Here is a 19075-nt window from a genome sequence, read left to right as displayed (position 1 = left end):
ACAACGGGAGCGCCTGCGATCGGCGGCGCTCAACGGTCGGTGACCGGTCGATGAGCGGTATCCGGACTTCAGCCCGACACTGCTTCCGAATGGGTGACGGACCGCTGAACGACGTGACGCCCAGGGTTCCCGTACCGCCGAACGGAGCAATATCCTTCACGTTCCACTATGGACAACGCACGTGTCAAGGAAGGAGTTCCCGTCCCAGCGGGGTCATCAGGTCGGCGACCTCGGCGTAGGGCACCACTACCTCGTAGTACCCGCACGCCATCGGATAATTCCGCGCGTCCGTCGCCAGCCCGAACACGACGCCGTCGGCCCGGAGGCCGGCCTGGAGCGCGGGCACGTCCAGCACGCCCCACGGCCGCAGGTCCTGCGGCCCGAGCGGGGTGCGCTCGCCGAACGGTTCGCTACCGTCGCAGTAGCCGCCGGGCGACCGGGCGAGGATCCGGGACTCCAGCGCGCTCATCGCGTTCTGGTCGGTGGCGATGCCGTCGAAGACGTCCCCGGCCGTGACCACCTGCCCGGTCGACAAGTCGATGTTGAGCCACGTCGTGGCGTAGCCGCCGTGGTTGCCGAACTGGCTCGACTGGACCATGAGGTCGTAGCGCACCGAGACCATCTTCTGGTCCTGCCGACCGATGGTGGCCGTGTTCTGGACGACCGGGTCCTCGGTCGGGTCGAGCAGCCCGGACTGCACATAGTGGATGAAGTCGTCCAGCGGGCGCACCAGCGCGGCGTTGATCCGGTCCTGCAGCGCGCGGTCCGGCACGCCGCTCACCGCCGCGTACTGCGCGTCGACGTGGAACCCGGCGCCGGGCTCGGTGCGCGTCAGCAGGCTCACCTGCACCGCCGTCTGCTGCTCGGCCGGTGGCGCCGCGGCGACCGGCGGCGCGGGTTCGCCGTTGCCGATCACCGCGATCGTGCCGACGACCGCGCCGACCCCGACCGCGACGGCGACCAGCGTGGCGCCGATCTTCGCGCCCAGGCCCATGCCGGTGCCGACCGCCGCCAGCCCGCCCGCGGCCGCCCCCGGCGCGGCCGCGGTCCCGGCGCCGAGCAGCGCCAGCGGCGACAGGGCCAGCAGCGCCCCCGCCCGCTGCGCCAGCCTGCCCAGACCGCGCTGCTCCCAGCCCGGGCCGTACCCGGCGACCGCGGCGACCTCCAGCTCGGCGACGAGCTCCGCCGCCGCCGACGGCCGCCGGTCCCCGTCCTTCGCCATGCCGCGCGCGATCAGCCCGCGCACCGGTTCCGGCACCGCGTCGACCGGCACCGGCGCGTTCTCGTGCAGGGCCTGCAGCTCACCGGTGGTCGCGCCGTCGTACGGCTGCCGCCCGGTGATGCTCTGGAAGAACACGCAGGTCGCCGCGTACACGTCCGTCGCCGGGGTCGCGGGCGCGCCACGCCACTGCTCGGGGGCCATGTACGCCGGGGTGCCCGCCGGCACGCCGGGCTGACCGGCGAGCACGGCGATGCCGAAGTCCACGAGCTTGCTCTCCCGGCCGGGCCCGACCAGCACGTTCGCCGGTTTGTAGTCGCGGTGCACGACACCGGCGCGGTGCGCGTCGGCCAGTCCGAGCAGCGAGCCCTTCAGCACCGCCAGCGCCGATTCGGGCGGCAGCACGCCGTCGTGGCCGAGGACCTCGCGCAGCGAGACGCCGTGGATGGCCTCCATCACGATCGCCGCACCGTGCGGGCCCTCGTGGAATTCGTACAGCCGGGTGGCGTGCGGCGACACCACGCGGCTCAGCAGCGCGGCCTCGTGCCGGAACGCGGCGAGCCGCGACGGGTCGCCGAGGTGCTCGCTGAACAGGTACTTGATCGCGACGAGCGTGCCGGACGGATCGTGTCTGGCGAGCACGACCTCGCCGAATCCGCCGTCGCCCAGTCGGTGGAATTCGGTGTAGCCCGGCACCGCCCAGTTCCGCGTTCGCACGTTCACTCCGAGGTGAGCTTCGCCGCAGCGGTTCCCCTGGATTCGCGGTTAGGGTTACTCGCTGGTTACACCGGCCGTGCCAAGGGAGGACCGATGCGCTCGCCGAAGGACTTCTTCGCGCCCCTCGCCGTGGGGGCGCCGGATCCCGTTCGTGAGATCCCCGCGCTGCCGTCGCGGATGATCCACTTCTTCGACCCGAGCAACGAGAAGATGGCGGCGAAGGTCCCCGACCTGGCGAAGAAGGTCGACGTCCTGCTCGGCAACCTGGAGGACGCGGTGCGCGCCGACCGCAAGGAGGCCGCGCGCCGGGGGCTGGTGGAGATCGCGCGGGCCAACGACTTCGGCGCCACCCAGCTGTGGACGCGGATCAACAGCCTCGACTCGCCGTGGGTGCTGGACGACCTGATCACGCTGGTCACCGAGATCGGCGACAAGCTGGACGTGATCATGGTGCCGAAGGTCGAGGGCGCGCAGGACATCCACTACGTCGACCGGCTGCTGGCCCAGCTGGAGGCGCGGGCCGGGGTGCGGATCGCGCTGCTGGTGCACGCGATCCTGGAGACGGCCAGCGGGGTCGCGAACGTCGAGGAGATCGCCGGCGCGAGCCCGCGCATGCAGGGCATTTCGCTCGGCCCGGCGGACCTCGCCGCGAGCCGCCGGATGAAGACCACCCGGGTCGGCGGCGGGCACCCGGGGTACCTGGTGCGGACCGACCCGGTCGGCGAGGACCTGCACACCGGCCGCACGACCTACCAGCAGGACCTGTGGCACTACACGGTCGCCCGGATGGTCGACGCGTGCGCGATGCACGGGATCCTGCCCTACTACGGGCCGTTCGGGGACATCCGCGACGTCGTGGCCTGCGAGGACCAGTTCCGCAACGCGTTCCTGCTCGGCTGCGTCGGCACGTGGACGCTGCACCCGGTGCAGGTGGACATCGCGCGGCGGGTGTTCTCGCCGGAGCCGTCGGACGTGGCGTGGGCGCGGAAGGTGATCGCCGCGATGGGCGACGGCACCGGCGCGGTGATGATCGACGGGAAGATGCAGGACGACGCCTCGGTCAAGCAGTGCCGGGTGGTCGCGGAGCTGGCGGACAAGCTGGCCGAGCGCGACCCCGAGCTGAAGCAGGCGTACGACGAGGCGACGAAGGAAGCACTGGCATGAGTGAAGTGAAGCCGCGGCGGTCGGTGCTGTACATGCCCGGCGCGAACGAGCGGGCGCTGGAGAAGGCGAAGACGCTGCCGGCGGACGCGTTGATCCTGGACCTGGAGGACGCGGTCGCCCCGGACGCGAAGGAGGCGGCGCGGGAACGCGTGTGCGCCGCCGTGGGCTCCTACGGGGCCCGCGAGGTGACGATCCGGGTCAACGGCCTGGACACCGAATGGCACGACGCCGACCTGCGGGCGGCGGCCCAGGCCGGCCCGGACGCGGTGGTCGTGCCGAAGGTGAACTCGGCGGCCGAGGTGCACAACATCGAGCGCGCGCTGGAGCTGGGCGGGGCGCCGGAGAAGACGAAGATCTGGGCGATGGTCGAGACCCCGGTGGCGATGCTGCACGCGGAGGAGATCGCGTCGGCCAGCGAGCGGCTGACGGTGCTCGTGATGGGCACGAATGATCTGGCGAAGGAGCTGCACGCCGAGTTCGTGCCCGGCCGGGCCCCGCTGCTGGGTGGACTGTCGCTGTGCCTGCTCGCCGCGCGGGCGACGGGCAAGGTGATCCTGGACGGCGTCTACAACGACGTGCGGGACCTGGCGGGTTTCGAGGCGGAGTGCCTGCAGGGACGGCAGTTCGGGTTCGACGGCAAGACCCTGATCCATCCCGGCCAGATCGAGCCGTGCAACCGGGTGTTCGCGCCGTCGGAGGACGAGATCGCCCACGCGCGGAAGATCATCACCGCGTTCGAGGAGGCGAAGGCCGAGGGACGCGGCGTGGTGACGGTGGACGGGCGGATGATCGAGAACCTGCACGTGGACAACGCACAGCGAGTACTGGCACTGGCAGAGGCGATCGCGGCGAAGGGCTGATTTGTTTCGACCCGCTCGTGAGACGGCAATGCCATAAGCGTCTCACCACGGACAGTAGGCTGAGGACATGCCGGGGCGGCGACTGGAACGGATCGAGATCGAGGGCTTCACCTCGATCCGCTCTGCCGCGGTCGAACTCGGTCCGCTGAACGTGCTCGTGGGCGCCAATGGCGCGGGTAAGAGCAATTTCGTCCAAGCACTGGGCATGCTCGGACGGATTGTCGCCGAGGAGCTGAACTACTTCGTCAACCTGAACGGCGGCGCCTCCGCACTGCTTGACGTGGCGGGCACCTCCGACCACATCCGCATCCGGTTGGATGCCTCGCCGAACGCCTATGAGGCCGTACTCGTGCCTGCCGCGAACGACGAGCTCATCTTCGACCGCGAAGTCGTCTACTTCCAGGGCGATGGATACGAGCGGCCTTACAACGACATCATCGGTCGCGGACAACGGGAGACCCGGCTGACCGGGCACACCGGCGGGATACCCGCGTACGTCCTGCAACTGCTCGAAGGCTGCCGCGTCTACCACTTCCACGACACGAGCGCGGATGCTCCCGTGAAGCAGTTCAGCTCGACAGCGGACAACCTCAACCTCCGCAACGACGCCGGAAACCTCGCCGCCGTCCTCCTGCACCTGCGCGAGCACGAGCGGCCTGCCTACAACCGCATCATCGGGGCGATTCGCCAGGTGGCGCCATTCTTCCGGGACTTCGTGCTCGAGCCGGAAGGAACGGACCGCATCCGGCTCCGCTGGCGGCAGAAGGACACCGACGCGGTGTTCTCCGCCAACCAGATGTCCGACGGAACCCTGCGTTTCGTCTGCTTGGCCACTCTCCTCCTGCAACCCGAGTTACCCGCGCTCGTGGTTCTGGACGAGCCGGAACTCGGCCTGCACCCGTTTGCGATAGTCCAGCTGGCGGGACTCCTCCGCGCAGCGTCGACCCGCAGTCAGGTCCTGATCGCCACGCAGTCGGTCACGCTGATGAACCAGTTCGAGGTCGACGACCTGATCGTGGTCGAGCGGGAGAACGGCGGATCGACGTTCAACCGGCCGGACCGGGACAAACTGGAAGCGTGGCTCGCCGAGTACTCCCTCGGGGAGCTTTGGGAGAAGAACCTGATCGGTGGCAGGCCGGGAGATCGAGGCGCCTCCGCGCATGGTTAACCGGTTCCGTCGTCTGCATCTGCTCGTGGAAGGGCAGACCGAAGAGATCGTCGTCAACCAGGTCCTGGAGCCGTATCTCGCCGAACGAGGCTGGTCGGTGAGCAAGTCGCTGTTCACCACCAAACGGCCCGGGGGCGGCCCGAACCACAAGGGCGGGATCACCGGCTGGAGCAGGTTGAAGCGGGAGATCCAGCTTCTCCTGCGCGACTCCAGCCTCGACGTGCTGACCACGTTGATCGACTACTACGCGTTTCCGGATTCGAGCCCAGGTATGGCGGATCGCCCCCACGGAGATGCTTACACCCGGGTGGCGCATGTGGAGAAAGCGTTGTGCGCCGACATCGGTGACGAAAGGTTTCTCCCGCACCTCGTCCTGCACGAGCTCGAAGCCTGGGTTTTCGCCGCCGCCGACGAGCTCGGCGACCTGGAGGACGACCCCGGCCTGGCGTCGAAGCTCCGAGATGACGTGATCCGGGCCGGTGGTCCTGAACTGGTCAACGACGGCGTCGACACCGCACCCTCGAAGCGCCTGAAGAGATACTCGCCGGGGTACATCAAGACCCTGCACGGACCGATCGTCATCGAAAGCCTCGGCGTTGAGTCGCTCCGTGGGCAATGCCCGCATTTCGCCCGCTGGCTGGCCGCTCTCGAAAACCTCGCCTAGAACGGCTCGTCGTGCAGCCAGTCCAAGGCTTTGCGCGCCGCGTTGGACACGGCTCGGTCGGGGTGCGCTACCACGACCGACTCCAGTACCTCGCGTGCGCTCGGGTGGCCGCAGATCGTCGCGCCGGCCAGGAACAGCAGCTGGTCCGGGCGGGGTTGTGACGCGAAGTCGGCGAGGGCCTTCTCCCGTCCTTCCGTCCGGATGTCCGCCGCCAGCAGGTCCACCTTGCTGTACGTGCGGTCCCGGCCGGCGACCTCGCTGCGGTCGATCAGGCCCGCGTCGAACAGCCACGTCAAGGCCGCGGGGCCGGCGGCCGAATGGTCCCGCAACCCGGCGATCGCCGCGACGCCGTCTCCGCCCAGGCGCGCCAGCAGGCGGAACGTCAGCATCCGGTGCTCGAAATCATCCGTCCGCCGGGCGAGCGCGGACAGCTCGGCGATCGCGCGTTCCGGGTCCCGGGCGCGCAGCCACGTCGCGGCGCCCTCGTCCAGGACCTGCGCGTCCAGCGGCGCCAGGCGCGCGAACAGGACCTCCGCGGTCTCGCCCGCCAGGTCCGCCACCGTCAGCACCGGCTCGCCCTCCGCGACCCGCAGCTCGTACGCCGCCTGCACGCCGAGCGGCAGCAGCCGCACCACCTGCCGCTCCTCCTCCGGCACCTCGTCGAGGTAGTCCACCCCCGCGAAGTCCAGCAGGTCCTCGTAGTGCTCCTCGCCCGCCGGGAAGATCTCCACCAGGCCGTACTCGGCCAGCCGGGCCACCACGCGCAGGATCGTGCTCCCGTCGCCGCCCAGCATCTCCACCAGCATCGGGATCGTCGCCGGTTCCGCGGCCAGCTCGGTGATCATCTCCGCGGCTAGCGGGTTGGCCAGGATCGATCCGACCGCCGCCCGCCACAACTCCACCGGGTCCGCCAGCCGCCGCGCGGCCTTCTTCACCGGCACCAGCCGTCCGCGGTAGACCCGCACCACCCCAGCGCGCTTGGCCATCGTGACGAACTCGGCCGGTGCGCTGATCTCGGCCAGGTCCCGGCCCTCGCCGATCCACTCGACGAACCGGCGCAGCTGCGGCACCACCGCCGTGACCTCGGCCTCCGCCGCCAGCCGCTCCGCCGAGGCGAGCGGGAACACCGGGGACGGCGCGGCCGCCTCCGCGTCCGGGTCGCCCTGGTAGTGGCGGTAGGCCAGGTCGTGCAGCAACGTCTGGTCGACCTCGACCTCACCCCGCCGCACCCGGTCGATGAACGCCTGCGCCGCCACCTCGTTCAGCGGGTCGATGCCGTGCTCGGCCATCGCGACCGCCCAGAACTTCGCCAGCCCGAAGTTCGACGGCTCGTTCATGGCCGTGTCGAACCGGTCCGCGATCGCGGTCAGGTAGGTCCGCAGCACCGCCGGCTGCTCGCTGCGCTCGTCCAGCAGGTCGGCGTCGTCGAAGAAGTCCATCAGCGCCTCGACCGTGGACAGCACGGCCGAGGAGTGCGGGTCGAGCAGCACGACCTTGCGCGGGAACCACACCAGCAGCGCGTTGCGGAGGATGTCGCGCGTCCAGCGGCCGAGCAGGCCGTCCCGTTCGAAGCGGAAGTCCAGCATCGCGCCCGCGACCACCGGGTCCACCACCCGTTGCCGCATCTGCGACCAGGCGTCCAGCTCGACGAGCAGCCGCTGCCGGGCGTCGATGAACTCTTCCTCGTCCGCTCCGGTGTACACCATCCGCATGGGTCGATCGTCCCGCAGATGGCGCGTAATCACACCCCCGGCGACCGCTGCGGATCGCGAATTCCTTCGAATGCTGCAGCCACCTGCAGCACACCGAGGTCGTCGAACCGCCGTCCGGCGATCTGCAGCCCGACCGGCTGTCCCTCACTCGTATAACCGCAGTTCAACGACACCGCGGGCTGCCCGGACATGTTGTAGGGCACGGTGAACGCGATGTGTTCGAACGGCCGCGCCGGGTCGTTCGTCGGCGAGGCCCACTCGGCGGGCGGGGCGGACACCGGGCAGGTCGGCGACAGCACGAAGTCGTACGGCTCACCGGCCCGCAACGCGGCGACGGCGATCGTGTCCATCTGGGCGAACCCGCGGTAGGCCGCGACGCCGGAGACCTCCGCGCCGCCCTGCGCCCAGGCCGCGATGTAGGGCAGCACCAGCGCCTGCCGTTCCGGTGGGAGCGCGCTGATGTCGCACCACGCCCGCACGCGCCAGAAGTCGTCCAGCCCGTCCAGCATCTCCCTGGTCAGGAACGGTTCGACCGGTTCGACGATCGCGCCGGCTGCCTCGAACCGCCGCGCCGCGTCGAGCACCGCGGCCCGCACGTCGTCCTCCACCGGCAGCCCGGCCCCGGCGTCCAGCTGCAGCCCGAGCCGCAGTCCGGTGACGTCGAAATCCAACTGTGACCAGGCGATTTCCGCCGGCGGCAGGCTCAGGTGGTCCCGGCTGTCCGGCGCGGACAACACGCCCATCAGCAACGCCGCGTCCGCCACCGTCCGCGTCATCGGGCCGACCACCCGCCCGGGGAACGGCGGGTGCACCGGCACCCGCCCGAAGCTCGGCTTGAGCCCGACCAGTCCGCACCACCCGGCAGGCAGCCGGATCGACCCGCCGATGTCGGTGCCCACGTGCAGCGGCCCGTACCCGGCGGCGGCCGCGGCGGCGGCGCCCGCGCTCGACCCGCCGGGCGTCCGCGACAGGTCCCACGGGTTGCGGCTCGCGGCGTGGAAGCTGGACAACCCCGAGGTCAGCATGCCGTAGTCGGGCATGGTGGTCTTGCCGAGCATCACCGCGCCGGCCTCGCGGACGCGGGCGGCGGCGGGCGCGTCCGCCGGGGCCGGGACCAGCTCCGGCGCCGTGGTGCGCAGCGGCACCGGCGTCCCCCGGGTCGCGATGTTCTCCTTCAACGTGAGCGGCACGCCGTCGAGCGCCCCCGCCTCGCCCGCGGTCCACCGCTGCTCGGACGCCTTCGCCGCGTCCCGTGCCTGCGCCGGGTCGTAGGCGTAGAGCGCGTGCAGGGACGGTTCGAGCGCGTCGATGCGGGTCAGCACCGCCTCGGTGACCTCGACCGGGGACAACGTCCCGGCGCGGTAGGCGGCGAGCAGTTCGGTCGCGGACAGGCCGGTCGGCTCCACGGGGTCCCTCCTCATTCCGGCGGTGTGTAGCGGCCGTCGACCGCGGTCCAGCCACCGTCGACGGCCAGCACGGCCCCGGTGACGAAGCTCGCGGCGTCGGAGGCCAGGTAGACGACGGCCCCGGCCAGCTCGGACGCCTTGGCCCAGCGGCCGAGCGCACTCTTGCCGGCGTACGCGGCGTACCAGTCGGGGCTGGCCTTGATCTGCTCGGTCAGCGGGGTTTCGACCACGCCGGGCGCGATCGCGTTGACCCGCACCCCGGCCGGGCCGAACTCGGCCGCGGCGGTCCGGAACAGCTGCACGAGCCCGGCCTTGGTCGCCGCGTACGGCCCCTGACCTGGTTCGACGGTGGTGCCGCGGATCGAGGAGAACCCGATGATGCTGCCCCGCCCGCGCTCGACCATGCCCGCGCCGAAGGCCCGGACGACATCGAACGTGGCGCCCAGGTTGAGCGCGACGACCCGGTCGAACTCCTCGCGCCGGTAGTCCAGCAGCCGTTTGCGCACGTTGGTCGCCGCGGTCAGCACGACGACGTCCACCGCGCCGAGCTCCGCCGCCGCCCGCTCGACGGCCGCCGAGTCCAGCACGTCGATCTCGTAGGACTCACCCCGGATCTCCCGCGCGGTCTCGTCCGCGGCACCGGCGTTGCGGTCGGCGCAGATCACCTCGGCGCCGTGCGCGGCCAGGGCGAGCGCCGACTCCCGGCCGATGCCGCTGCCCGCGCCGACCACCACGGCCCGCTTCCCGTCGAGCCGGAACAGCTTCTCGTAGTTCACGCCCGGATCACCGCCATCCGGGTCACGGTCAGCTCCTCGATCGCGAACCGCGGCCCCTCGCGTCCGATGCCGGAGTCCTTCACGCCGCCGTACGGCATGATGTCCGACCGGAACCCGGGCACCTCGTTCACCACGACCCCACCGACCTCCAGTTCGTCGATCGCCCGCACGGTCGTGCGCAGCGAGCGGGTGAACACGCTCGCGTGCAGCCCGTACCGCGAGTCGTTGACCAGCGCGAACGCCGTCTCGACGTCGGGCACCCGGCGCAGGCACACCACCGGCCCGAAGATCTCCTCGTCCCAGCAGTCCACGCCGTCGGGCACGTCGGTCAGCACGGTCGGCCGGACGATCCCGTCGACCGCGTCGCCGCCCGCGGCCACCTTCGCGCCCGCCGCGACCGCCGCGGAGATCCAGTCGAGCACGCGACGGGTGGACCGTTCGTCGATCAGCGCCGACACCCGCGTCTTCTCGTCCCGCGGGTCCCCGATGACGACCTCCGGCAGCCGGGCCAGCAGGCGCTCGGTGAACTCCTCCGCCACCGCGTCCACGACCAGCAGCCGCTGCACCGAGATGCACGCCTGCCCGGACGCGTAGAACCCGCCGCGCAGCACGGCGTCCACCGCCGCGTCCAGGTCCGCGTCCGCGGCCACCACCAGCGCGGCGTTCGAGCCCAGCTCCAGCAACGTCTTGCGGGGCGCGGCGTCCCGCGCGATCCGGTGCCCGACCGCCGCCGAGCCGGTGAACGACACCGCGCCGATCCGCGGGTCGGTGACCAGCGCCGATCCGACCCCGGCGTCCCCGGTGACCAGCTGGACCATCGACAGCGGCGCGCCGACCGCGGCCGCCGCCTCACGCACGAGGTGCACCAGCCACAGCGTCGACAGCGGCGTCTGCGGCGCCGGTTTCACGATCACCGGGCACCCGGCCGCGATCGCCGGGGCGATCTTGTGCGAGGCGAGCAACAACGGGTAGTTGAACCCGGCGATGCCGACCACCACACCGATCGGCTTGCGCACCCAGAACCCGGTCAGCCCCTCGCCGGAGGGAGCCACGTCCAGCGGCACGGTCTCGCCGTGCAGCCGGGCGACCTCCTCGGCGGCGGCCTGCCAGGTCACCAGCGTGCGGGCCACCTCGACGCGGCAGTCGACGAGCGGTTTGCCGGTCTCCACGACCAGCAGCCCCTCCAGCTCGTCGCGCCACTCCAGCAGCGACCGGTGCACGCCCAGCAGGACCTCGCGGCGCACGTGCGACGGCAGCTTCGCCACCTCCCGCGCGACCAGCACGGCCTCGCTGACCGCGAGGTGCGCCAGCTCGGCCGTGCCCACCGGCGCCCGCGCCACCACGCAGCCGTCGTAGGGGAACCTGATCTCCGTGGTGTCCGGTGTGGACACCCAGTCGGACCCGATCGGCAGCCCGTCGGGATAGGGGTCGAACATCATCGTCCTCCCTGCAGCCTGGCCAGTTCCGCACGCAGGTTCGGCGCCGCCGCCACGAGTTCCCGCGTGTAGGGATGTCGCGGATCGTCGTAGACCTGTTCCACCGCGCCCAGCTCGACGAGCTCCCCGCGCCGCATCACGGCGACCGTGTCGCAGACCCGGCGTACCACGGCGAGGTCGTGCGAAACGAACACGAGCGTCAGCGCGAAACGCTCGGTCAGCTCGGCGAGGAGGTCGAGGATCTGTTTGCGCACCGACACGTCCAGCGCGCTGACCGGCTCGTCCGCGATCAGCACGCGCGGCCGCGGCGCGAGCGCGCGGGCGATCGCCACGCGCTGCCGCTGCCCGCCGGAGAACTGGTGCGGGTACCGGCCGGCCGCGTCCGCGGGCAGTCCGACCGCGGTCAGCAGCTCCGCGACGCGGTCCGGATCGCGGCGGCCCAGTGGCTCGGAGATGATGTCCCGCACGCGCATCCGCGGGTCGAGCGAGCCCATCGGGTCCTGGAACACGACCTGCAGCGCCTCGCGGAGGAAGCCCAGCTTCCGCTCGGGCAGGCCGTCGATCCGCTTGCCCTCGAAGGAGATCTCGCCGGAGGTGGGCCGGTCCAGCCCGGCCAGCAGGCGGACGAGCGTGGACTTGCCGGAGCCGGACTCGCCGACGATGCCGAACCGCCGCCCGGCCTCGACGGTGAACGACACCCCGCGCAGCGCGTGCACCTCACGCGGCCGCCGGTAGCGGCGGTGGACGTCCCGCAGTTCGATCACGCCGCCTCCAGGTCCGACGCGGCCAGCAGCTTCTTCGTGTAGTCGTGCCGCGGCTGGGTGAGAACGTCCGAAGTGGACCCCTCCTCCACCACCCGGCCCTCGTACATCACGAGCACCCGCGTGCACACCTTCGCCACCACCGCGAGGTCGTGCGTGATGAACAGCAACGCGGTCTCCCGCTCCGCGACCCCGGTCAGGATCAGGTCGAGCACCTGCGCCTGCACCGTCACGTCCAGCGCGGTGGTCGGCTCGTCGCAGATCAGCAGCGCCGGGTCGTTGGCCAGCGCGATCGCCAGCATCACCCGCTGCCGCTGCCCGCCGGAGAGCTGGTGCGGGTAGGCCCGCGCGAGCTGGGCCGGATCGGGCAGCTTCACCGCGTCCAGCAACGCGACCGCGTCCTGCTGTGCCGCGCGCCGGGACTTGCCGGTGTGCAGCCGGATCGACTCGGCGACCTGGCGGCCCACGCGCATCAGCGGGTTCAGCGCGGTCATCGGCTCCTGGAACACCATCGCCAGGTCCCGTCCGCGGCGCCGCGACAACTCGCGCTCGGACGCGCCCAGCAGCTCGGTGCCGGTCAGCTTCGCCGAACCGGTCGCGTGCAGTCCCTCCGGCAGCAGGCCCATCACCGCGGACGCGGTCAGCGACTTGCCGGACCCGGACTCGCCGATCAGCCCGACCCGCTCACCCCGGCCGACGGTGAACGACACCTCGCGCACCAGCGGCTGCGCGCCGGCGTGCACCGACAGTTCGGACACTTCGAGGGTCATCGCCGCTCCAGCCGGGGGTCCAGACGGTCCCGCAGACCGTCGCCGAGCAGGTTGAACCCGAGCACCGCGATCGCGATCGCCAGGCCCGGCACCAGCGCGAGCCGCGGCTGCACGGTCTGCAGCTCCTGCGACTCCTGCAGCATCCGGCCCCAGGACGGCGTCGGCGGCCGGGTGCCGAACCCGAGGAACGACAGCGCCGCCTCGGCCAGCACCGCGATGCCGAACGACACCGAGCACTGCACGGTCACCAGCCCGCCGATGTTGGGCAGCACGTGCCGCCGCGCGATGAAGAACCGCGACCGGCCCGCCGACCGCGCCGCGAGCACGTACTCGGTGCTCATCACCTGCAACGTGCCGGAGCGGGCCACCCGAGCGAACGACGGGATGGTCGCGACGCCGATCGCGATCATCGCGGTCACCGTGCTCGCGCCGTAGACCGCGCCGAGCATGATCGCCAGCAGCAGCGCGGGGAACGCGAGCACCAGGTCGTTGACGCGCATGACGAACTCGCCGAGCCACCGCTTCGACATCCCGGCGAGGATGCCCAGCGGCGTGCCGACCAGCGCGGCGACGCCCACCGCGATCACGCCGACGTACAGCGTGGTGCGCGCGCCGACCAGGATCTGGCTGAACACGTCCCGGCCGAACTTGTCGGTGCCGAACCAGTGGTCGCCGGTCGGGCCGAGCAGCCGCGCGGTCGACTCCACCTTCAGCGGATCGTGCGGCGTCCACGCGAACGACACCAGCGCCGCGAGCACCACCAGCCCGACCAGTACCGCGCCGGCGACCAGCGTCGGCGACGTCCGTCCCGTGACCGGTGCACTCATCGCGCCGCCCTCAGCCGGGGGTCGATCACCACGTACAGCAGGTCGACCACGAAGTTGACCACCAGCACCGCGACCACCAGCACGAGCACGATGCCCTGCACCGACAGCAGATCGCGCGCGGACACCGAGTCCAGCAGCATGCTGCCCAGTCCGGGCAGCACGAACACCCGCTCCACCACGACCGCGCCGATCAGCAGCGTCGTCAGCTGCAGCCCGAGCACGGTCACCACCGGCACGGCCGCGTTGCGCATGCCGTGCCGCATCAGCGCCGGGTACGGGCGCAGGCCCTTCGACCGGGCGGTGCGCAGGTAGTCCTGGCCGAGTGTGTCCAGCACCGCCGACCGCACGTACCTCGTGAGCACCGCGCCCTGCACGATCCCGAGCGACAGCGCGGGCAGGACCAGGCCGCGCAGGAACTCGCCGGTGTCGGCGTTCGGCGGCGTCCACCCGCCCGAGGGCAGCCACCGCAACTGCACGGCGAACACCTGCACCAGCAGGATCCCGGCGAGGAACGCGGGCACCGCCACACCCAGCTGGGACAGTCCGGAGATCGCCGTGCCACCGAAGCGCCGGTGCCACACCGCGGCGAGCGCGCCGAACGGCACCGCGAGCACGACCGCGACGAGCATCCCGGCGCCCACCAGCCACAGCGTCACGCCGAGCCGGTCGACCAGCTGCGGCCCGATCGCCTCACCGGTCACGTAAGAGCGGCCGAAGTCGCCCTGCAGCACCCCGCCCATCCAGCTCAGGTACTGCTCGACCAGCGGCCGGTCCAGCCCGAAGTCGGCGCGGGTCTTGGCGAGCAGCTCCGGGGTGGCGTTGATGCCGAGCGCGACCTGCGCCGGATCGCCGGGCAGCACGGCCATGAACGCGAACACCACGATCGAGGCCACCAGCACGCTGGCCACCAGGATCGCCACGCGGCGCAGGATCGCGGCGGCCATCAGCCCAACCCCGTGAGGTCGAAGGACTCGCTGACCTGGTTGGCGGCCAGCCCGGTCACCTTCTTCTTCGCCACGACCACGTTCGGGTACAGGAACAGCCAGTCGGCGGCGGCGTCGGCGGTGATGGTGCGGGCGACCTGGCGCATGTTCGCGGCCTGCTCCTCGGGTGTCCCCGCGTCCGCGGCCGCGATCAGCTGCTTGACCTGCGGGTTGTCGTATCCCCAGTAGTACTTGGGGTTGCCGAAGGTGGTGATGTCGCGGGCCTCGACGTGCTGGACGATCGAGGCGTCGAAGTCGTGGTCGGTGAAGACCTGCTTGAGCCACACCGCCGGGAAGTCCAGCGGCTCGATCGTGACGCGGACGCCGATGTCGGCCAGATCGGAGGCGACGACCTGCGCGGCGGCCGTCGCGTACGGCAGGTTCGCGATGCGCAGCCGGATCGACAGGTTCGTCTGCCCCGCCTCCGCGAGCAGCGCCTTCGCCCGCGCGGGATCGTGCGGGTAGTAGCCGGACAGGTCCTCGTACCAGGGGTCGGTGGGCGGGACCATGCTGCCGAGCACCGTGCCGCGGCCGGCCCACGCGGTGTCCAGCAACGCCTTCCGGTCGATGGCGAGGGTGAGCGCGCGGCGGACGCGTACGTCGTTGAACGGGGCCTTCGCGCCGTTGAAGGAGAGCACGACCTCGCCGTTCGTGGTGCCCTGCAGGACGGTGAAGCGGGTGTCGTTCTCGAACTGCGGGATCGAGTCCGGCGCGGTGATCTGCGCGATGACGTCGATGCCGTTGCTGAGCAGCGCGTTGTTCAGCGCCGTCGGATCCTTGATGTACTTGAGGATCACGGTCCGGTAGGCCGGTGGCTTGCCCCAGTAAGCGGGGTTCGCGGCGAGGATGATCGAATCGCCGCGCCGCCGGGACTGCACTTCGTACGGCCCGGTGCCGACCGGGGTGTTCGCCAGGTCCGCGACCCCGGTCGGGCTGAACATCGCGCCGACGCGGCCGGTCATGTCGAACAGCCAGCCGTTGCTCGGTTTCTTCAGCACCACGCGGGCGTGCAGCGGATCGACCACCTCGACGCGGTCCACGACGTCCATCTTGGACTTGATGGAAATCGTCCAGTCGGTCTTGACCCGGTCGATCGAGAACTTCACGTCCTCGGCGGTGAACAGCGCGCCGTTGCTGAACGTCACGCCGGGCTGGAGCTGGAAGTCGTAGGTGCGCCGGTCCTCGCTCACCGTCCAGGACCGGGCGAGCAGCGGCACGATCTTGCCACTGCTGTCGAGCTTCACGAGGCCCTCGTAGACGTTGTAGAGCAGGGCCTGCGGGATGGCGGTGCCGTCGGTGCGGGTGAAGTCGAAGTTGGCCGGCTCGGCGGTGAACCCGACGGCGAGGGTGTCCGGGCCCGAACTCACCGAGGCCGTGGACCCGGCGGAACAGGCCGAGATCACCAGCAGTAGCGCCAGTGCCGCGGAAATTCGGACTTTCATCCTCACCCCGAGTCAGTATGCTGGTCCGACCAGTAGCCTAGGTTTGCACCAGACGGGGTGAAGGTCAAGACGACGATGGAGTTCGAGCCGGTCAGCCCGGTCCGCGCGTACGAGCGGATCGTGGAACAGATCGAGCAGGCCGTGCTCACCGGCCGGCTCCGGCCCGGCGAGCGCCTGCCCGGGGAACGCGAGCTGATGGCCCAGTTCGGCGTCAGCCGCTCCACCATCCGGGAGGCGCTGCGGGTGCTGCAGGCGGGCGAGGTGATCCGGTCGCGCCCCGGCGATCCACGCGGGCCGGAAATCCTGCCCGCGTCCCCGGCGCGACTGCGGAAGTCGCTGGACCGGCTGGCGCGCGCGGAGACGCTCGGGCTGGCCGAGCTGTTGCAGTTCCGGATGATCGTGGAGGGTTCGGCCTACCGGCTGGCCGCGGAGCTGCGCACCGAGGAGGACCTGGCGGAGCTGCGCGCGGCGCTGGCGGCGATGACCGCGAGCCTGGACGACTACGCCACCTTCAGCCGCGCCGACGTCGCCTTCCACGACGTGGTCGCGCGGGCGGGGCGGAACACGCTGATCGTGGTGTGCGGCAACGTCGTGCGCGGCGTGGTGCTGGACCTGATCGCGGGCAAGCTGGAGAACTCGACGGACCGGCAGGCGCTGATGGAGGCGTCGGTGGCGCACCACAAGGAAGTGCTGCGCGCGGTCGAGGAGGGCGACGGCCCGCTGGCGGCGCGGCTGGCGCGGCGCGCGTTGTACGACTACTACGCGGAGTACGTCGGCGCGGACGAGCGGGTCGTGCTGGAGCACCTGCTGGACTGAAATTCCGTGGTGGCTCATCGCGGGTGATCGCTACCGTCCGGGCGTGGCGTACGAACACCCACTGGCCTACGTCCTCGGACTGGAAGGCCTGGCGCTGCTGCGATCCTTCCGCGGCGAGCACGACCGCGCGTTCGTGGCGGAGCGCCTGGCCGAGATCCGGCGGCTGCTGGACGAGTCCCCGGACGGTGTCGAGGTCACGCACGTCGATCCCGCCGAGGGCTACGACCTCTGGGCCGCCACGTACGACGCGCCCAATCCGGCGTTCGACTTCGACGAACCGTTCGTGCGCGCGGTCGCCGGCCGGATGCCGCCCGGCGTCGCGCTGGACGCGGCCTGCGGGACCGGACGCGTGGCGGCGGTGCTGGCCGGGTGCGGGCACCGGGTGATCGGGGTGGACGGCTCGGCGGGGATGCTCGAACAGGCCCGGAAACGCGTGCCGGAGGCGGAATTCCACCTCGGGACCCTGACCGCGCTGCCGGTCGCCCAGGTCGATCTCGTCACGTGCTCGCTCGCGCTGACGCACGTGCCGGACCTCGGCCCGGTGTTCGCGGAGTTCGCGCGCGTGCTGCGGCCGGGCGGGCGCCTGGTGATCGCCGACGTGCACCCGGAGCAGGTGGCCCGCGGGCACGTCCCGGCGGTGCGCCGCGCGGACGGTTCCCCGGCGCGGGTGCGCTCGCACTGCCACCGCACGGGCGACTACCTGCGGGCCGCGCTCGCCGCCGGGTTCGAACTGCGCCGGTGCGAGGAACCGGTGGCGCCGTCGCGGGAAATCCCGGCGTCGGAGCCGGGCCCGTGGGAGGCGTGGCCGTGGTCGCTGGCCGGACTGGCGCCGGCGGCCGCGCGGGCCGCCGGCGCCGGAGTGCCGTCGATGATCCTGTGGGAGTTCCGGAACTAGTCCTCGGCGAGGATGGCGTCGATCTGGCCCTCGGCGAGCTTCATGCCCTCCTCCATGCCCATTTCGATCAGCTTCTCCAGCTGCTCCAGGCTGGCGAAGGAGTTGACCGTGGTCATCCGGGTGCCGGAGCCGTTCGCCTCGAGGGTGACCGCGCAGTGGATGACCGGCATCTCGCTGTTCGGCTCGCCCTCGTCGTCGGCGAAGCCGTCGTCGAACTCCAGCCGGTGCGGGGCGTCGACCGCGGTGATCTCCCACCAGCCGCCGGACTTCGTGCCGTCCGGGCCGGTCATGAAGTAGCGGGAGCGGCCGCCGACCTTGAAGTCGTGCTGCTCGAACGTCGCGGGCCAGCTCGGCGGGCCCCACCACCGCTCGAGCTTGCGCGGGTCCTCCCACACGCGCCAGACGCGGTCCGGCGCCGCGTCGTACTCGGCGACGATCGTGAGGGTCAACGCCTCGGTGTCCTTGTGCGAGCTGATGACAGTCATTCGTCCTCCTCGGACAGGATGTCCGCGATGGCCTGGGCGCGGTGGCGCCAGATCCGTTCGTATTCGTCGAGCAGCCGGGCTGCCTTGCGCAGAACCTCGGGATTGCCGTGCACGAGCTGCTCCCTCCCGCTCCGCTGTTTGACGACGAGCGACGCCCGCGCGAGCACCGCCACGTGCTTCTGCACGGCGGCGAAACTCATGTCGTACCGGCGGGCGAGCTGGGAAATCGACTCCTCCCGCCGGAGCACCCGGGTGACGATGTCGCGCCGGGTGGCATCCGCGAGTGCGTGGAAGATCCGGTCGATCTCCGTGTCGTCGAGTTGACTTACAACCACATGGTTGTACGTTAGTGGCCGCGTGGGCCCGTGGCAAGGGTGTCCGGGCCCACCAGCTGACGCGGTGGACAGGTGGGTGGTCGCCGAGCGCGGTGTGGGGCCGGTGGTGGCTGTAGCCGTGGAGCCAGGCCGGTAGCGAGGCGACACCCTCGGCGGAGGAGTCGTCGACCGTGGCGTAGGCCCATTCGACGGCGGGGCAGTGGCGCGGCGGACGAACCCGGCGCGGGCGTGCTGGTTCTCCTCGCCCTCGGCAGTGCTGATGACCTCGATGTAGCTCTCCGGTGGGGGTCGAGGTCGATCAACCGCGAGATGCCGAACCGACCAGCACGTTGTGCACCCCGGCCGCGCAAATTCGCGTGCCGTGCGAGGCATTACGGTGCGGCACGACGCCTCCGGGCTTCGAGGTGCGGTTCCTGGACAGCTCCACACCGCGCCCGGAGGTCCTCCCTACATCAAGATCATCCGTCCTGGTGTGTCCGCACCCACCGCGTCACCAACCTCCACAGGTTGGACAGCTAGCTGTTGCGGGTCATGACGTTGGTGTCGGCTGCGGGGGCTTGAGACGAGGGGACGGGTCTTTCGGCGGCAGGATGAGAAGTGCGACCCACTCATCCGCCGAGAGAAAGACCCGTCCATGCA

At 71.2% G+C, this 19075-nt stretch carries 18 protein-coding genes; 6 read left to right on the top strand and 12 right to left on the bottom strand.

Features of this window, described 5'->3' with window-relative positions:
* Positions 1 to 184: 184 nt before the first annotated feature.
* A complete protein-coding gene (locus D0D28_RS24660) occupies positions 185 to 1936 on the bottom strand; it encodes a serine/threonine-protein kinase (protein WP_205413347.1) in 1752 nt (583 codons plus the stop codon).
* 93 nt (positions 1937 to 2029) lie between these two features.
* On the opposite strand from D0D28_RS24660, the gene D0D28_RS24655 reads away from it, so the two are divergent.
* From D0D28_RS24655 to D0D28_RS24640, 4 genes are all read left to right on the top strand, one after another.
* Entirely contained in the window at positions 2030 to 3100 is a 1071-nt protein-coding gene (locus D0D28_RS24655) for an HpcH/HpaI aldolase/citrate lyase family protein (RefSeq protein WP_116112759.1), read from the top strand.
* Entirely contained in the window at positions 3097 to 3960 is an 864-nt protein-coding gene (locus tag D0D28_RS24650) for an HpcH/HpaI aldolase/citrate lyase family protein (protein WP_116112757.1), read from the top strand. The genes D0D28_RS24655 and D0D28_RS24650 overlap by 4 nt, the downstream gene beginning before the upstream one ends.
* A 67-nt stretch (positions 3961 to 4027) precedes the next feature.
* Positions 4028 to 5128 carry an AAA family ATPase gene (locus D0D28_RS24645; RefSeq protein ID WP_116112754.1) on the top strand — a complete coding sequence of 367 codons (1101 nt, stop codon included), beginning with the start codon at positions 4028 to 4030 and terminating at the stop codon, positions 5126 to 5128.
* Positions 5088 to 5792 (top strand): DUF4276 family protein, encoded by a 705-nt coding sequence (locus D0D28_RS24640; RefSeq protein WP_240323331.1) that lies wholly within the window; start codon positions 5088 to 5090, stop codon positions 5790 to 5792. The genes D0D28_RS24645 and D0D28_RS24640 overlap by 41 nt, the downstream gene beginning before the upstream one ends.
* On the opposite strand, the gene D0D28_RS24635 is transcribed toward D0D28_RS24640, so the two are convergent.
* The 9 genes from D0D28_RS24635 to D0D28_RS24595 are packed head-to-tail and all read right to left on the bottom strand — an operon-like array spanning position 5789 to position 15905.
* A complete protein-coding gene (locus D0D28_RS24635) occupies positions 5789 to 7504 on the bottom strand; it encodes a hypothetical protein (RefSeq protein ID WP_094003408.1) in 1716 nt (571 codons plus the stop codon). The genes D0D28_RS24640 and D0D28_RS24635 overlap by 4 nt on opposite strands.
* A gap of 29 nt (positions 7505 to 7533) precedes the next feature.
* Positions 7534 to 8925, bottom strand: a complete 1392-nt coding sequence (locus tag D0D28_RS24630) for an amidase (protein WP_116112752.1) — start codon at positions 8923 to 8925, stop codon at positions 7534 to 7536.
* Positions 8922 to 9686 (bottom strand): SDR family NAD(P)-dependent oxidoreductase, encoded by a 765-nt coding sequence (locus D0D28_RS24625; RefSeq protein ID WP_094003406.1) that lies wholly within the window; start codon positions 9684 to 9686, stop codon positions 8922 to 8924. The genes D0D28_RS24630 and D0D28_RS24625 overlap by 4 nt, the downstream gene beginning before the upstream one ends.
* Entirely contained in the window at positions 9683 to 11122 is a 1440-nt protein-coding gene (locus tag D0D28_RS24620; RefSeq protein ID WP_094003405.1) for an aldehyde dehydrogenase family protein, read from the bottom strand. The genes D0D28_RS24625 and D0D28_RS24620 overlap by 4 nt, the downstream gene beginning before the upstream one ends.
* Complete coding sequence (locus D0D28_RS24615; protein WP_116112749.1) at positions 11122 to 11886, bottom strand: ABC transporter ATP-binding protein; 765 nt, start codon at positions 11884 to 11886, stop codon at positions 11122 to 11124. Before D0D28_RS24615 ends, D0D28_RS24620 begins: the two co-directional genes overlap by 1 nt.
* Positions 11883 to 12653, bottom strand: coding sequence for an ATP-binding cassette domain-containing protein (locus tag D0D28_RS24610; RefSeq protein WP_116112746.1), 771 nt, complete (start codon positions 12651 to 12653; stop codon positions 11883 to 11885). The genes D0D28_RS24615 and D0D28_RS24610 overlap by 4 nt, the downstream gene beginning before the upstream one ends.
* On the bottom strand, positions 12650 to 13480 hold the full coding sequence (locus tag D0D28_RS24605; RefSeq protein ID WP_116112744.1) for an ABC transporter permease: 831 nt from the start codon (positions 13478 to 13480) through the stop codon (positions 12650 to 12652). The genes D0D28_RS24610 and D0D28_RS24605 overlap by 4 nt, the downstream gene beginning before the upstream one ends.
* Positions 13477 to 14424, bottom strand: coding sequence for an ABC transporter permease (locus D0D28_RS24600; RefSeq protein ID WP_116112741.1), 948 nt, complete (start codon positions 14422 to 14424; stop codon positions 13477 to 13479). The genes D0D28_RS24605 and D0D28_RS24600 overlap by 4 nt, the downstream gene beginning before the upstream one ends.
* Positions 14424 to 15905, bottom strand: a complete 1482-nt coding sequence (locus tag D0D28_RS24595) for an ABC transporter substrate-binding protein (protein WP_116112738.1) — start codon at positions 15903 to 15905, stop codon at positions 14424 to 14426. The genes D0D28_RS24600 and D0D28_RS24595 overlap by 1 nt, the downstream gene beginning before the upstream one ends.
* A gap of 75 nt (positions 15906 to 15980) precedes the next feature.
* Here D0D28_RS24595 and D0D28_RS24590 point away from each other — a divergent pair, with 75 nt between their 5' ends.
* The gene (locus D0D28_RS24590) at positions 15981 to 16721 is read left to right on the top strand and encodes a FadR/GntR family transcriptional regulator (protein WP_094003410.1); all 741 of its coding nucleotides are present in this window, start codon (positions 15981 to 15983) and stop codon (positions 16719 to 16721) included.
* A 43-nt stretch (positions 16722 to 16764) separates the two neighbouring features.
* A complete protein-coding gene (locus D0D28_RS24585; RefSeq protein ID WP_116112736.1) occupies positions 16765 to 17616 on the top strand; it encodes a class I SAM-dependent methyltransferase in 852 nt (283 codons plus the stop codon).
* On the opposite strand, the gene D0D28_RS24580 is transcribed toward D0D28_RS24585, so the two are convergent.
* Positions 17613 to 18101 carry an SRPBCC family protein gene (locus D0D28_RS24580; protein WP_094003398.1) on the bottom strand — a complete coding sequence of 163 codons (489 nt, stop codon included), beginning with the start codon at positions 18099 to 18101 and terminating at the stop codon, positions 17613 to 17615. The genes D0D28_RS24585 and D0D28_RS24580 overlap by 4 nt on opposite strands.
* Entirely contained in the window at positions 18098 to 18436 is a 339-nt protein-coding gene (locus D0D28_RS24575; protein WP_116112734.1) for an ArsR/SmtB family transcription factor, read from the bottom strand. Before D0D28_RS24575 ends, D0D28_RS24580 begins: the two co-directional genes overlap by 4 nt.
* Positions 18437 to 19075: the final 639 nt, after the last annotated feature.

The organism is Amycolatopsis ruanii (assembly GCF_003385175.1).
GTDB classification, from domain to species: domain Bacteria; phylum Actinomycetota; class Actinomycetes; order Mycobacteriales; family Pseudonocardiaceae; genus Amycolatopsis_E; species Amycolatopsis_E thermalba.
This window is presented reverse-complemented; position numbering and strand designations above follow the sequence as displayed.